The sequence below is a fragment of the Melioribacter sulfuriphilus genome, assembly GCF_052656625.1.
In genome coordinates this window covers 14,085-29,810 of record NZ_JBQXXK010000006.1, presented here as the reverse complement: position 1 = coordinate 29,810, position 15,726 = coordinate 14,085, and the positions used below count along the sequence as shown (strand labels likewise).

The following is a 15,726-nucleotide window of genomic DNA, read 5'->3' as shown; positions in this document are numbered from 1 at the left end:
ATAATAGATTGTAAATCAGTTTTTTATCGCTGCAATAACAGTTTCACGCGGGGATGGTAGTTCTGGTTTAAGACTTTTGCGCATTAACAAATTGTTCATAGTAATAAGGTTTTCTAACTTGGGTGTATGATCTTTCCCTTTACCAATTTTTTCCCATTTAAGAAATGCATTTAAATCACCAGTGTAATTAGGTTCAGTAAATAATGAATCTTCCTTTTCTCTAAGTAAATAATCATCAATAACATTTAATGCAGCCTCGCTTAATTCTTGAGCGGCTGGGGAATTGTAATCCTTAAAAACACGAATTATTGAAAAAGTAATTGACTGATTATTAATTGGAATAGAAGCTTGCAACATACATTCTTTTAACAATTGTACTATTACATAGTAAAATAAATGTCGAGTTTGCCCACGCGAAGATTTTTCCGCAGCACGACCGAATTTAATTTTTTGGGTTGTTAGCTTATACAATAAATAAGCTGCATATAGATCATCAACGGTAAAATCATCTCTTTCTACAATTTTTTTAAACATACTTCCACCCGGGGCAAATGGAGGATTCTTTCCATATGCTAAACCAGGTTCGTTCATCCAGCCCGCACCATAAACCTTAAGAAGATCGAAAGCATTAACCCAATCTTTATATTCTTTGGTTTGGGCTCCAGATCTTTGTAAAGCTTTATAAGAATCCCAACCACCTCTTTGAATTTCTAAATAAATATCAAATTTCTCTGACATTTCGTTATGCCATCTTCTAAAATCAGATTCAAGTGCAATAAAATCACGTTGACTGACTGCATTTTGACTATTGGTATAGCGAGTAGTATTAACCATTAACTCTTCACCCGCTTCGCCAACCTTTACAATTTTAACTACTACGATACCTCTATTTAATTGGGTTTTCCATTCTTCGAGTTCAGGATTCACACCAGTACCACCAGCTTCTAACCTTGTACTCAATGTTTCCCATATTGTGCGAGTTGTTTGGCACCCATTTACAACAAATGGTTCGACTAATTCGTATTTGTCTGATTCTAGGAACTTGAAATCCTCAACTACTATAGTTATGCCATTATTATACAAACCAAATTTTTCGGGATCGGTTTTTAATGTCTCCGCAATACCTTTGTTTACTTTTCGTCTGCTCCCTAAAAATTTTCTTACGTTCTTTTCATACAATAAATCTAAGTCAGATGTAGAATTTCGGTACTCTTTTAGGAAATTATAAAGATTAAGTAATTTTATTGAACCGACAAGCAAATCAGTACCAGAAGGAACTAGATTAGCTGTAAATGGTATTTTATATTTAACAGCTTCGGGAGTGGAAAGACGTTGATAAATTGTTTGTAAAGAAACCGAATCGGTATCAAAATTAAGACCTAATCTCTGCCTACCGATTGTTCTAACATCACTCATTGCTCGTTTAATATCATCATCAACGGGATCAATTGTTGCGAATACCAGAATAATTTTATCTTTTTCGGAAGAAGATGAACGGAAAACCTTCAATCGCTCTAATAAGTTTTCAGAAAAAGAATTAAGTCTTTCTCTACGACCGTCAAGTGTATCAATTACTTTCTGAGATTCTTGCAGAATTGTATCTGTTCCGGCAAATGCTTTTCCATATTTGCTTTGAATTAAATACCAAGTATCTCCCTCGATTTCATCGTTCTCGTTAGTTTGACCATTCAACAAAAAAGCAGCATCAATACCGCCATCACCGCTTCCATCACAAAAAATAAGGTTTTCTGTGTCATCCTCAGTATCAAGCCATTGCAATAATAGCTTGCGGGCAAAACGGTTTCCTAGTTCAACATTAGATGGATTTCCTTCGGTGATTTCTTCTAACCATTCTTTTTTGAATTCTTCATAAGTAACCATTATTACCTCGTTAGTTATTATATATTTTATTTATTCCCTCTATTAATCCTTCCACGTATATCTTTCTCTTAAATCATTATGCCAGTTTGGTGGAATTTTCTTGTCGTGCTGCAATCTGCCCACTATAATACCCGGATGTATATTAATTCGTTTTGCAAACTTCAAAATATCACTTTTGTAAAATTCATTTTGTTTAACGAAATCTTTATAGTCAGAAGAAGGGATTAAATTATCGGCGGCAAATTTATTTGCTTCATCTTCAAGAGCTTTTACTACAAAATCTACATCATCGCTTTCAATATAAACTTGCTGCTTATTGTGAAGTAAAATGTGACCAATTTCGTGGAACAGGCTGAACCAAAACATATCAGCCCATCTGCCTCTGATGGTAATCATCAATACGGCTTTATTTTTATTCAGCCAGAAAGCGGCACCGTGAGCGCAAGTTTTGGGAAGATGGGGAACTATGATAAGAGCAATACCGACATCGGAAAATTTATTCACTAATTCTTTTTGAAATTTCTCCGGAGATTTCATTGTTAAACTTCTTAAAACCGGTAACAACCTATATACTTTGTCGGAATCAAAAGGTTTCGTTACGGTTTTATAAGCCTCAATTTCACCTATTCTAAGCCAGGCAATAATAGCTTCTGAAGATATCTTGTGGTTTTTATTTATGTTTTGTTTGAAGAAAGGTCGATATCTTTTCACGTTATCCAAATTTAACAATGATGTAACCGCTAAAAATTTTTGAAGCTCTTCTACTTTGTCTGTGGGTGAAGATTTCTTTTCCACATAACCCAACTTCGCAAGTTCCTTGTAACAAAATTTGGTAATTAACGGCGTTTCTTTTTTTCTATTTTCCAACTCGTTTTGTTCTTGCAATCTTGCTAATGTGAGGCGGTATTCGGATTCAAGCCCGGTCCAGATATGTGCGGGTACATTTATTACCTTTTCAAGCTGCAATGCAGTATCGGGGGTGATTGCTTTATCTCCCCGAAAAATTGCACTAAGCTTGGCTGCCGGTCTGTTCATTCTTTTTGCCAGTTCATCTTTGCTCATTCCTAAATCTTCCAGTACTTCTTCAAGAAATTCACCGGGCGGGATAGGAAGATCGCTATATATTTCCTTAATCATCATAATGTTTACTTACCTCCTCAATCCGTGCAATTTGTAAATTTTCGCCGTGAAGCGTGAAGATCAATCTATTGAAACCGGTTAAATAAATTGACCATTCTCCTTTTCTATCACCTTTTAGCGGATGACATTTAAGAGCACGAATTGACTTCAATTTTTCAATGTCTTTTGATTTTTTTATAATATTAATTCTTTGAATATATTTTCTGCCGACTTGCACACCGTAAGCTTTAAAAGCTTCTTTGGAGTATTCATACTGTTTTTGAAGTATTTTTGTTTTAAACCGGAGTTCCAAATATTTTCCCTAAAAGAATGATTAAGAATACTTTACCTTTAGGGTAAAGTAAATATACAAATATATACATAGCATATGCAAGTTTATTATTTACCCCTTGGGTAAAATGCTTGGCGCCGTCATAATTTCTAATGGGACTAAAGTCCCGCTATTTTTTATATTTCATCATCCCGTGGCTAAAGCCACGGGCAAATTATACTTATGCAACAGCCACTAATAGCGGGGTTAATGTGTTATGCCACATTAGCTTTGCTGTTTATTTCCTCTATCAACTCTTCCGGTACTCTTACTTTGCCGGTTAGTAAATCTTGCATTAGACCGGATTTGAGAAGAGATAATTTCGATAAACTTTTGTAGTTACTATTCAGAAAATCGTCTATTTGATTTAATTTTTTTATTATTGCTTTTTGCTCATTAATATCTGTATAAACCACGTTAATTGTCTTTAAAATTCTTAAAGAAAGACCAGCTCTGCCAGAACCAGATGAAATTGATCTAAGTTCTTCATACCTAAAATCTAATTGATGATATAGAAAATAAGAATTATATAATTCTTGATTAGGAATAATAGCAGCAATTGATTGATTCGAAGTTGTCTCAATTTCAGTAATTGCAACTGTACCTCTTGTTTTGCCTAGACCAGCTAAAGCTATAAGAACTGAACCAATTGGATAAAATCTTGCGTTGGAATTTTCGAAGCCTAATTGGGTAATATTGACAGCAGTATTTTTAATTTTTTTATTATGCACTTCGCCGGAAGACAACCAAGGAATATTTCCATTTTCCCAATATTCTTTTTTTGCAGTTGAAGGTGTCCCACCGGTTGCTAATTCGAAATACTTTTTATTTTCTAAGTTAATTACTTCCCACTCAACCGGGATTCTGCCGATGGGGCTGTCTTTAAATTTGTGGGTTTTTTCTGAGCGGATGTTTCCGTTTTCGTCAATGCCTTTTGTAAGAAGGTCTTGCATTAAACCGGTTTTTATGCGTTTGTATTTTGCGATTAGTTTTTCTGTCTGCTCAATTGCTTTATCTACTGTTGAAAGGATGTGGGCTATGGCGGTTTGTTCGGATTTCTGTTGTGGAATTGAAATTGTTATTGTTTTTAGTTCACGCTGATTTAATTTAGAACGCGTGCCGCCAACGATATAATTTAAGATGTTTTTGTTTACAAGAGAGTAAAAAATATAATCTTGGTTATAACGTTTTAGTGCTCTTAAAATGTGAGCGTGATTATTAACCCAACTTTTCCCACTAATCCTATATGCAATTGGTCTAGTTTCATAGGATTCAAAATTTCCTCCATCTTCAGCAATTAATATCAAATCTTCATCAAAAATATATTTATCTATGTAGTCTTGCACTCCATTTGCACCATAATAAGGAATATTACCCGGAATTTTATTCCTTTCCTCCTCATTAAGTGGTATTCTAGAAGAATCAAGAATTTCACAGCATTCGCCTATGGTGGTGTTAATAAATTCACTCATTAATTAAGTAGCCTAATTTCTTAAGATATTGTGTTATGCATTTTGTAGTAGCCGTTCTTTCTTTTTCTATGAAAGATAAATCGGTAGAGTATTTCTCAAAAAGATTTTCAAAGAAATTAATAGCAATTCTTTTTTCTGCATTCATATAGCGTAATAGCTGTTCGGAGATAAGGTCGTTATGTTTTAAAAGTATAAGTTCCTTTGCTTCTTCCCTTGTAATTAATCCGCCGATGCTGTTAAACAAAGATTGAAGGCTGTCAATTTTATTTTGTAAGGTTGTTTTGTCTCTATTAAGTGCGTTTCTTTTTCGGGTTTCTGATTCCGGCAGTTCGGCTAACTCTTTATCTGCTATTTCAATAAGATTTTGGTATTCTGCTTTTTTCTCATCAATGCCGAATCGTTTCAAGTCAATTTTAATAGAGAGCTCCTCTTCTTTTTGAGCTAACTCTTTTTTAGAATCTTTAATTTCCTTTTCCACATCTTTTATTTTTTTGAGAGCTTCTTTCCACGCCTTCGGCGGGATTTCGCTTCGCTCAACATTTTCCGTCCCGATTTTGTCGGGATGTTCCATTTCATCTATAGTAAACTTAAGCTGGTCCCGCATAAGTTTGGCGGTAAGTTTTTCATCTTCATCCAATTCGTATTCTAAAAGAGATTGTGTTTCTTCGAGTATTTCTTCGAGACGACTTTCAGCATTTGAAATTTTAGATTCAATTTCATCAATATATTTTTTCTCACCGGTAAAGAAGCGGTTAATCATATATTCATCGGGAATAAGACCGGGAAACCAGCCATTGCTCTGAATCGTTTTAAGATCGTATTTTATGTTATCCCACCAGTTGACAAAAACACCGGCAATTTGGAATTCATTAAGAACATTGAAAAGCACAAGCTGATCTTTTAGAGAAGTAATAAGTTTATGACGCACTTCGGGAATTTTTTTTCCATTTGTAACCAGGTAACCAGCAATACTTTCGCGGACTTTATTGTTTTCATCTAAGGGTTCTAATGAAGCAAAATCATCTTTAGCAGACTGCTACCAGGTATTCAGATAATCAATCATATCCGAAAAGATTTTCTTCAGGTTGGGATTATCTTCGATTACAGATTTAATCTTTTCTTTTGTATCGATCTTTGCAAGAAAATCATAATAATGTTTGTCTTTATTCTTAAAAAGGATTGAATGGTTAATGCCAAATTTTGAAAAGATAATTTCATTTGAGTGGACTTCCGATTTAGGAACACCACCAATTAAATGTGCTCTAACATCTTCCGGTTCAGGTTCAGGAGTGTTGTCAACATAACGGCGAATATTAAGATTATAATCGTTGGATTCAATTTCGGTTAAATCAACAAGCCGGGAATATTTATCTACTTCGAGTTTGTTAGTGAAAACATAATCGATTTTTTCTATGTCTTCGGGACGGAGAGAGTTTTGATTTTTACCTTCGGCATATTCCGCATCGGCATTAATGAAAAATATTTTATTTCTAAGTTCATCCGGCTTACTTTTGTTTATTACAAGAATACAAGCGGGAATACCGGTTCCGTAAAACAGAGAAGGAGGTAAACTAATTATACCTTCGATTAAATCATTTGTAATCAATTTAGTTCTGATTGCTTTTTCTTTGCTCCCTCTGAAAAGAACTCCGTGCGGCATCACAACAGCAACCTTACCGTTTGGTTTGCAGCTTGCAATCATATGCAGAACAAACATAAGATCGGCTTTCTTACCTTTTTCGGGTGCATATTCATAACCGGCAAAGCGTTCCGTATGCTGCATATTATCACGATTGTAATTCTGTGAGAAGGGCGGATTGGCAAGTACACGATCGAATTGTTTTATTCTGCCGTCTGCAACATTCTGCGGATCGGTTAAAGTATCACCGTATTCAATATTGTATTTTGTGATGTTGTGTAGAATTATATTCATCTTACAAATTGCCAGCACGGTGGGATCGAGTTCTTGTCCGTGCAGATCAACATTTTCGTAATTACCGCCTTGTTCTTGGATGTACTGATAAGATTGAATGAGCATACCGCCGGAACCGGCTGTGGGATCGTAAATGCTCATCCCTTCTTGCGGTTTAAGAATCTGCACCATTAAACGAACAACTTGATAAGGAGTATAAAATTGTCCGCCTTTTTTACCGGCGCTGTCGGCAAAGAATTTTATTAAATATTCGTACGCAGCACCGAGCAAATCGGGGAATTCAAAATTATCATTTAATAATGGGGGAAAGTTTGTAAAGTGATCTATAAGGTCTTTTAGATCACGATCTTTGAGAATTTTTTTATTGTCTATTTCTTTATTGAAATCAATTCTCTTTTTAAGAACACCGGTTAATGATTCATTAGATTCTTCTAGCGCGTCAAGAGCTTTGTTGAGCATTTCACCGATATTTTCGTGAAGGTCTTTTATAGCGGGTTGTTGATTACCATTGTCATCAACGAAACCATCATACCAACGAGCGCGATCAGGCACATAAAAAGCCGGATAATAGAGGTCTTTGTTGTTAAGTAATTCCGTTAATTTATTTTTATCCTTAATATGTTTGAACGTAGATTCAGCTAATTCTTTTCTTTTTTCATAGAAAATGTCCGACATTCGTTTAAGGAACAACATACCGAAAATATATTCTTTGTATTCGGAAGCATCCATTTTGCTGCGGAGAATATCGCAGGCTTTGAGTAGAAAAGATTCGAGTTGTGAAAGGGAAATTTTAGAGCGCATTAAGAATACCTTGTTGCAAAATTTGTGTGAAAAAACAACTCATTAAAGTTAATTAAATTACCTAAAAATTATTAAGAAAAACATTTGATTCTTTAACTATATACAATTAGTTTGAATGAAATAATTCTTTACGAATGAATAATATATCTCTGCTGTGAATCTGCCCAAAAATTCTTAAACATAAGATAAGAAATTTAGATGGGACATAAACGGTACGGTTATCTTAGAAAGACAAAAGCTTGGCGACTAATTGTAAATGAATTAGCCGGGTTTGCAGCAGGGACCTCCGAAATATCCGCAATAGCTCAAAAGACACTTCAAGAAGTACAAGACAGATACAGCAATCTAAAAAACGATCCTTCCATAAATGCGGGCTTTGAGTTTTTAGTCCACGTTTCTTTGGCTTTCCAACAAGAAAATCCTTTAAAATATCTTGCCGAAAAAAAGATTTTAGATAAAGAAGAACTTTCTTTAATAAAATTGGCTAGGGGCGCAACCAAGTATAAAAACAACGAAGTAATTTCCCACGAATATCAAACATTTGCAAGACAGGCTGCTATAGACGCAATTAACAACTGGTACAAACAGAACATTGAAAGAGGGCAAAGTTTATTCAGCGAGGGAATTGATTCCAAAGCTATATTTTATAAAGCTGCTAACGGGAGCGGTTTTTGTGAGCTATCAAGATTGTACTTCTCCAAACTGACTGAACGGTATTTGAAGTATTACTTAGAAAGAGAAGCCGCTGCAAAAATTACTAATGTAAATGATAGAAATAGATTTTCTAAAGAGCTAGAAAAACAAGTAAATCAAATTTCGCAGCACGCTTTTGAAACCGCTAAAATTACAGAATCATTTGCTGCGGGGTGGTACAGCAAAAATGTTAAGAATGCATTCCCGGAAGAAAATGAAATAAAATATTTTCTATCACGTTCTTTTGGTAAAATGAAAAGCGAACTCTTAATGGAAGAGGAGAAATGAGAGAGTTCGTTGAACATATTGTAGCTTGCAACGGCATTCACCTTAAGGAATCCGGTAATGACCCGCGGTATTTAGAACTCAATCATAAGAATGAGAACGGCAGGGGCAGGAAGAACGTAAATATTAACCTCAATAAGTTTGTAACCAACATATATAAGTTAGACAACAGGTATAAAGATTTATTAGAAATTGCTGCTTATATATTTGCTGCAGATAGAAGGACATATAGAGGTAAACCGGATGATAATGAATATCACAGCTGGAGCAGATCATTTAATTTCCATATAACCGTAAGAGATTATAATTTCTGGAACAAATCCGATGTAAAGGAATTGTTAGAAGAAGCTTTACAATTTATGAGTGGCGACCATAGCTATAAGTTTACTTTTTATAAGGGTGGTAAGGATTTCCCTACCAGTATTTTTGATGATGAGAAATTTACTGTTGACAGACCGGATAATTTGAAGGTTGTGCTCTTTTCAGGTGGGATTGATTCACTTGCGGGAGTTATTGAATTGTTAGAAACAACCGATTCGGAAATATGTTTGGTAAGCCATCAAACAGGGCTACCGGGTGTTCAAACTACACAGAAGGGATTGTATAATGAGATTAAGAGACTATATCCCGAACGATGTAAACATTATAAATTCCGCTGCGGTTTAAGCAATACACCTTCAAGAGACGAGACTCAAAGAACAAGATCATTCTTATATACATCAATAGCTTTTGCGCTTGCAAGAGAGTATAACCAAGATTCCATTTATGTTTATGAAAACGGTATCACATCAATAAACTTTGCTGAGACACAGGATTTAATGAACGCTCGGGCAAGCAGAACGACACATCCCCAAACTATAAGAAGATTAGAAGAGTTATTTACGGTTATTGGCGAAAAGCAGTTTTCAATACAACATCCCTATTTGTATAAAACCAAAACCGATGTTGTTGAAGTATTAAAGACGTATGAACAAACGGCTTTATTAAACAGTTCAGTTTCGTGCAGTACAACAAGGAATAAAGCTCCGGGCACAACTCACTGCGGTGTATGTTCACAATGTATTGATAGAAGGTTTGCGGTTTACGCTGCCGAAGTTGAGAAATATGATAATACGGGACTTTACCATTTTGATTTTTTGGAAGATGATTTGGAAAAAGAAGTTACCAAAAAATTGCTCACCGAGTACATACGTTTAGCGCAAAGTTTTACAGAACAAAATATTGATGAATGGTATGAAGAACGTGGAAGTGAAATTATAGACATAATAGATTTTATTGAAGGCTCTTCTGAATTCGAAAGACTTGAAAAGTTATATAATCTTTGTCGAAGACATTCGAAACATATAGAAAAATCGATAAAGAGAATGCGAGATTTACACGACTCGCCTTATAAGCATCCTAGACCTAAATCATTTTTCAGTTTGATAATAGGACCAAGAGTTTATCAACAGGAAGCAGACCAAAACAAATCTCCTTCGAGAAAGGAAAAGGGATTAGAAAAAGAGGTTCCTTCGAAAGGGCTAAAGAAATTAGCGAAAGAAGCTTGCGAGAAATTAATTAAACAGGGAAAAATTACTGAAGTGCTGACTGAAACCAAGACAAAAAGAAATATCAGCAACTTAGTAGTTGAGCAATTGAAAAAGGAACGCTACATAATCACAAAAAGAAACGAAAATACTATCAGCGATTATTTTAGGAAATTTGAATTACAGCTTAGAAAAGAAAGAAACGGAAAATTAGTGGTAATAGAAAACCGTATAAAAAGATAAAAAAGGATCATCCCCAAAATCCCCACGAAATCCCCGCTTGTTCCCTCCCATCTTCCCCTTTTTATTGGAGTTAAAAAAAGGAGAAGAAAAGAAGATGAAAAAAGATGCAATTGCAAATCAGTTGGAAGAAATCAAAGCACTCCTACGAAAGAAAAACGACAAACCGCTCAACTTCAATCAAGCTGCCGATTATCTCGGCTTTTCACACTCATATTTATACAAACTCACTTCACGAAAAAAAATCCCGTGTCATCGACCTACGGGCAAGATGTTGTTTTTTAGTAAGGCGGAATTGGATGAGTGGATATTCGAAAACAGAAGTCAGGAGTCAGGAGACAGAAGTCAGAATAAAAACAATGAAGAAGAAGATGAGCCGCCGTAAGTCTGCTTCGATACAATCACAAAAATCGTGATTTACTCAGCAACCGGAAATACGAAGATTGGTTGATTGAGTGATTGGATGATTGGAAAGAAAACTGTTGTAAATAAATATTCTTTGGAAGCCCGCCTACGCTAAAGCTTCCCCCTACGCCACAGCTTCGGAGGACAGGACGGCGGATAGAGATTAAAAAGTTATAAAGAAAAAGGAAAGTCCGGCTACGTTCAAGGAAGGAACTTCGCCGCGACATTTGGAAAGCAAATGGAAGGATTAAATAACATAAATAGTGAGATGCATAATACCGGAAGTAATACAGATCCTATGCAATTGTTCAAACACTTTTCTGCTGAGGATATGGAAAAGATAAAGCTGCTTGCAGGATTGCTCGGTATAGGAAATCAGCAGCAAACTGTTAAAGAAACGATAACTGTTGAACAGGGTTTTAGTGAGTACAATCATCTTATTGAGTTTAATCTTTCAAAAAAATCTGTTGCAACTGCCAAGACTGCTGAGAGAAGATTTTTAGAATTCATTCCGGGAAACAGAGCATTAAATACAATTGAGCGAAAAGATGCTGAAAATTTAATGATGAAGATTTCCAAGTCCGCGCCTCTCGGTTGTTATAATTACCTAAAAATATATAGAACACTATTCAATGTGTTTGTAGATTGGAATTATATTGCTTCAAATCCCTTCCTAAAAGTAAAACTACCCAAAAGACAAAAAGATGAACCGGTTGTATTCACCGAGGAACAGATAAAGATAGTCTGTGAAAGACTTACAAAAAAAGGCAAAGATGTTATTGCCGATATGGTTCTCTTTGCAGTGGAAACAGGATTGAGATTAGATGAAGAAAATAATTTGAGATGGAGCGATGTTGACTTTAGGAATAAAGTAATAACCATCGGGAATAAACTGTTCAAAACAAAATCTAAAAAAGTAAGAAGGATTCCCTTTAATGAAAGAATGGAGAGAATCTTATTACGGAATTCAAATAGGCAACTTGAGAAGAGTAAAATTCTGAGAGAGTTTGTTTTTGTGCAGAGTAACGGAAAGCAATACAAAAAGGATACCGTTTCAAAATCATTAAAGAAAGTTATAAAAGAAGCAGGGCTGCCGGATGAACTTCACTGGCATTGTTTACGCGCAACAGCAGCAACACGATGGGCAAGTAATAAGGTACCAATATTTACTGTTTCAAAGCTTCTTGGTCATTCAACTGTAAATGTAACAACTAGATATTATGCCGGAATTGACTTGGATGAATTAAGGGATGCGGTTAATAGAATTTAAGATGTTCGATTGATGAGGGGAAGCCCTCACCCCGACCCTCTCCCAAAGGGAGAGGGAGTTTTTAGAAAATATTTAACGGAGTAATATTATGAGTACATATAAAAAATTAGCTAAAAATTATAAAAGTAGAATGGGAATAAATATACTGCCTCTGAAAGGTAAAAGACCAATGATTGAATGGGACAGATGGCAAAATACGATACAAACCGAAGATGATATTGAAAAGATGAATTGGAGCGGTTCTACCGGTCTTGGCGGAATACAAGGCATTAATGATTGGCGGTGCCTTGACTTAGATGCTGTTGAGGATTTTGAGATTAATGAATTGATTTTACAAGAATTGGGATTACCGGAAAAATATTGTTGGGTTGTGCAGAGCGGGAGCGGTGAAGGATTTCATATTTATATAAGGGTTAAAGAAAATGCTGAACGTCTTGATAAGTTAGGTGGCGATAAAGCAGTTTATAAATTTAAGTTAAAGAAAGATAGTTACTGCAAACATCTTGAATTACGGTGGAAAGACTGTCAAACAGCTTTACCTCCTTCTATGCACGAAAGTGGTGGTATTTATAATTTCTACTTTGATAACCCAGAAGAGCCTCCCTCCTTTGTTGAATTAGATAAAGTGATTGAGTGCCTAGAAAAGTTTTGTGTGATAGAGGCGCAAAGCGCAGAGAGCAAAGTGAAAAAAACTAAAGATGGTAGAAAAGCTGAAAGTGTCTACTATGACAAGGCAAGATTGGAAAATGCACTTGATTATCTTTCACAAAATTTACCGGATGGAAGTTATGAGGAATGGTATAAAATAGGCTTTGCTTTAGTACCATTGGGTGCACAGGGCGAAAAGTATTTTATTGAAATGAGTCTTAAAAACCCAAGCTATAATGACACCGAACTTGAGTTGAAGAAGAAATTTGAGTCGCTTGTTAAAGACTATGATGGCAGGGTTACATTAGGAACCATTTATCATATTGCTGAAATATACGGCTGGAAAAAGCCGGTAATAAAATTTTGGGTTCGTGAAAATGAAAAGATAAAAATCTCACGGATTCGATTTAAGAAATTTCTGGAAAGTGAAGGTTTCTGTAAATATAAGATAGAGTCTAATCATCTATTTGTAAGAGTTGAAAACAACATAGTTGAAGAAATCGACAGCATTGATGTAAAAGAATTTGTTATGAATTATCTGGAACGGATGGCTACGGAAGAATTTGAAGGAACAAGCCGGAACGAGATAATTGATGCTTTGATAAAATCTGCTAATCAGCTCTTCACACAACAGTTTCTTGAATTTTTGATCACAAAGAATATTGAATTTAATAAGGACACTTTTGATAAAGGTTACTTTTATTTCAAGAATGGTTTTGTTGAAGTAAGCGTAAGTAAGATTGATTTTCACAGCTATAAGGAACTTAACAAACACATCTGGAAGAAGCAGATTATAGATCGAAACTTTGTTGAAAGCAGTAGGCGAAGTGTATTTGAGGATTTTCTGTTTAATGTTTGCCGTAGCGAAGTTAAAAGATACGAGGCATTAAAAAGCGCAATTGGTTATTTACTGCACACCTATAAAGATCCTTCAATAACAAAATCCATTGTTTTTATAGATGAAAAGTTGAGCAACGGCGCATTCGGCAGAAGCGGGAAAGGTTTGGTTATTAAGTCAATTTCTAAAGTGAGAAATGTAGTAGTTGAAGACGGAAGAAATTTTAATCCTTCAAAGAATTTTGCTTTCCAGAGAGTAAAGGCAGATACAAACATTATTGGATTTGAAGATATTAGAGAGAAATTTCCGTTTGAAAGATTGTTCTCGATTATTACGGATGGGATTACGATTGAGAGAAAAAACAAAGATGAAATTCATATTGGTTATAGTGAATCGCCGAAAGTAGTTATATCAACAAACTTTTCGATTTCCGGAGTTGATGATTCAACAATGGACCGGCAGTTTATTATTGAGTTTTCAGATTACTACAATAAGACACATAGACCCGTGCACGATTTCGGGAAGCCTTTCTTTGGAAGCTGGACTGATGATGAATGGAGCGACTTTGATAATTTTATGATCGGCTGTCTGCAGCTGTACCTTAAGAAGGGACTGGTCACTTATGAATTTATAAATCTTGATAAGAAAAAAATGATTGATGAAACGTGTCAAGAATTCGTTGAGTTTGCGGAAGAAATAATTGGAATCGGTAAAGAGTATGAGAAGAAAGAATTATATGAAAGCTTCAAGAAAGAGTATGAAGATTTCGACAAACTCACTCATAGCAAGTTTACGCGGTGGTTAAAGGTTTGGGGGAAAGTTAAAAACTATGAGGTACAGGAAAGTAAATCGGGTGGGAAAAGGAATATTAGGTTTTATAAGAAAGAAGAAAAGGAAGCTGCATAGATTGGACAGTTTGGACGGAAATTATGCATTGAATTTATCGGGTAAAATTTTGTCAGGATAATGCGGCCAAGAGTTTATGATCAAAAATATAAGGAATACAAAAATGCACTTAACACCAGTGAAAGCCATAAAGAAACATTGTTTTGATTGCTCGGGCGGTTCTAAAAAAGAAGTTCGAGAATGTATTATTACAGATTGTCCGCTATACCTCTACCGTATGGGTAAGAATCCTAATAGGAAAGGGATAAAAAATAACGGCTCAAGTAACGTTTTGGAAAAGAAAACGGAACATTCAAGGGTAAATGTTGAAGCGTACTCTTAAAGTAAAAAGAGTACGCTTAAGGCGTATATTTTAATAATAAATTAACCGCTTCCAATAGGTTTTCTTTTTGAAGATGATAATAAATCCGCCAAAGGCGGACACGTTTGAGTTGTTTTTATGTTTCCGTGACCTAGTAATTCTTTTACTGCATAACGTGAAATACCGCGTTGAACTAATGCGTAAGAAAAGGAATGACGAAAAATGTACCGCAGAGGATTAAAAATTCTTCTCAAAAGAAAACCTTATTGCTTTAGCTATAACATTTGCACATATGTGCAAATATAATTACATTAGGGAATGAAAAAAGAAAAGATTGCGCCGGTTTGCGAAGTTGAAATTGTTGATGAAAAGAAAGTCGCGCAAGCCCAAAAGAAAATTGCCGATACTGATCAAGTTCTCGAGATGGCGGAAATTTTCAAATTACTTGGGGAACCAACTCGTTTGAAAATTGTTCTATCACTTATTAACAGCGAACTTTGTGTTTGCGATCTTGCAGCGGCGGTGGACTCAAATGTTTCAACTGTTTCGCATCAATTAAGATTATTAAGAAATGCGAGATTAGTTAAATATAGAAAAGATGGTAAAATGGTTTTTTATTCCATTGACGATAAACATATCAATGATGCGATTGAAAAAATTAAAGAACATACTGAAGAGTAATGAATTACAATTTTATAAATAAATCAACCCACATACTTTTACTACTGATATTCATCAGTCATCTAACATTCGCTCACGACTTGATGTCCGAGTATGTTTTATGCACAGGCAGTGATGGTCATATAGCAATAGAAAAAGTAGATGACTGTACCGAATGTAATAACGTAAATTATTTTGATCAGACCGATGGTGTAGAAATAAAACAACAATCTTGCGAAGATGTATCTTTAGAAGAAAATTGTTTTGAAGAAGAGCAGTTCCTCCCCAAAAGTAAATTTGTATTAACGGTTTGCATTGCTACATTTACTTTTATTCCAATAGAAACTTATAAAAAGACAGATTCTATTCAAATAATTTTTATCAATTAATAGATCAACCCTTAGAGAATTACACTAC

Annotated in this window: 14 protein-coding genes; 7 read left to right on the top strand and 7 right to left on the bottom strand. The window is 35.1% G+C overall.

The window, feature by feature from the left end:
* Window positions 1–15: 15 nt before the first annotated feature.
* From ACUN8G_RS08810 to ACUN8G_RS08785, 6 genes are all read right to left on the bottom strand, one after another.
* Window positions 16–1,881, bottom strand: a complete 1,866-nt coding sequence (locus ACUN8G_RS08810) for an AIPR family protein (protein WP_437346704.1) — start codon at window positions 1,879–1,881, stop codon at window positions 16–18.
* 42 nt (window positions 1,882–1,923) lie between these two features.
* Complete coding sequence (locus ACUN8G_RS08805) at window positions 1,924–3,021, bottom strand: HigA family addiction module antitoxin (RefSeq protein WP_437346703.1); 1,098 nt, start codon at window positions 3,019–3,021, stop codon at window positions 1,924–1,926.
* Window positions 3,011–3,313 (bottom strand): type II toxin-antitoxin system RelE/ParE family toxin, encoded by a 303-nt coding sequence (locus ACUN8G_RS08800; RefSeq protein WP_437346702.1) that lies wholly within the window; start codon window positions 3,311–3,313, stop codon window positions 3,011–3,013. Before ACUN8G_RS08800 ends, ACUN8G_RS08805 begins: the two co-directional genes overlap by 11 nt.
* Before the next feature lie 233 nt (window positions 3,314–3,546).
* The gene (locus ACUN8G_RS08795; protein WP_437346701.1) at window positions 3,547–4,803 is read right to left on the bottom strand and encodes a restriction endonuclease subunit S; all 1,257 of its coding nucleotides are present in this window, start codon (window positions 4,801–4,803) and stop codon (window positions 3,547–3,549) included.
* On the bottom strand, window positions 4,796–5,731 hold the full coding sequence (locus ACUN8G_RS08790) for a hypothetical protein (protein ID WP_437346700.1): 936 nt from the start codon (window positions 5,729–5,731) through the stop codon (window positions 4,796–4,798). The genes ACUN8G_RS08795 and ACUN8G_RS08790 overlap by 8 nt, the downstream gene beginning before the upstream one ends.
* A 108-nt stretch (window positions 5,732–5,839) precedes the next feature.
* Window positions 5,840–7,537, bottom strand: a complete 1,698-nt coding sequence (locus tag ACUN8G_RS08785; protein ID WP_437346699.1) for a type I restriction-modification system subunit M — start codon at window positions 7,535–7,537, stop codon at window positions 5,840–5,842.
* Window positions 7,538–7,735: 198 nt separating this feature from the next.
* Here ACUN8G_RS08785 and ACUN8G_RS08780 point away from each other — a divergent pair, with 198 nt between their 5' ends.
* The 5 genes from ACUN8G_RS08780 (at window position 7,736) to ACUN8G_RS08760 (ending at window position 14,348) form a co-directional block, all read left to right on the top strand.
* Window positions 7,736–8,518, top strand: a complete 783-nt coding sequence (locus ACUN8G_RS08780; RefSeq protein WP_437346698.1) for a hypothetical protein — start codon at window positions 7,736–7,738, stop codon at window positions 8,516–8,518.
* The gene (locus ACUN8G_RS08775; protein WP_437346697.1) at window positions 8,515–10,284 is read left to right on the top strand and encodes a 7-cyano-7-deazaguanine synthase; all 1,770 of its coding nucleotides are present in this window, start codon (window positions 8,515–8,517) and stop codon (window positions 10,282–10,284) included. Before ACUN8G_RS08780 ends, ACUN8G_RS08775 begins: the two co-directional genes overlap by 4 nt.
* Window positions 10,285–10,378: 94 nt before the next feature.
* On the top strand, window positions 10,379–10,666 hold the full coding sequence (locus ACUN8G_RS08770) for a helix-turn-helix domain-containing protein (protein ID WP_437346696.1): 288 nt from the start codon (window positions 10,379–10,381) through the stop codon (window positions 10,664–10,666).
* A gap of 258 nt (window positions 10,667–10,924) precedes the next feature.
* Window positions 10,925–11,956 (top strand): tyrosine-type recombinase/integrase, encoded by a 1,032-nt coding sequence (locus ACUN8G_RS08765; protein WP_437346695.1) that lies wholly within the window; start codon window positions 10,925–10,927, stop codon window positions 11,954–11,956.
* Between the two features lie 88 nt (window positions 11,957–12,044).
* Window positions 12,045–14,348: a bifunctional DNA primase/polymerase gene (locus tag ACUN8G_RS08760; protein WP_437346694.1), complete on the top strand. Its 2,304-nt coding sequence runs from the start codon at window positions 12,045–12,047 to the stop codon at window positions 14,346–14,348.
* 363 nt (window positions 14,349–14,711) lie between these two features.
* Here ACUN8G_RS08760 and ACUN8G_RS08755 read toward each other — a convergent pair whose 3' ends face one another.
* Complete coding sequence (locus tag ACUN8G_RS08755) at window positions 14,712–14,903, bottom strand: tyrosine-type recombinase/integrase (protein WP_437346693.1); 192 nt, start codon at window positions 14,901–14,903, stop codon at window positions 14,712–14,714.
* Between the two features lie 64 nt (window positions 14,904–14,967).
* On the opposite strand from ACUN8G_RS08755, the gene ACUN8G_RS08750 reads away from it, so the two are divergent.
* Together ACUN8G_RS08750 and ACUN8G_RS08745 are read left to right on the top strand one after the other, a co-directional pair.
* Window positions 14,968–15,330, top strand: a complete 363-nt coding sequence (locus ACUN8G_RS08750) for an ArsR/SmtB family transcription factor (RefSeq protein ID WP_437346692.1) — start codon at window positions 14,968–14,970, stop codon at window positions 15,328–15,330.
* 83 nt (window positions 15,331–15,413) lie between these two features.
* Window positions 15,414–15,698: a hypothetical protein gene (locus tag ACUN8G_RS08745; RefSeq protein WP_437346691.1), complete on the top strand. Its 285-nt coding sequence runs from the start codon at window positions 15,414–15,416 to the stop codon at window positions 15,696–15,698.
* The last annotated feature ends 28 nt before the right edge of the window (window positions 15,699–15,726 follow it).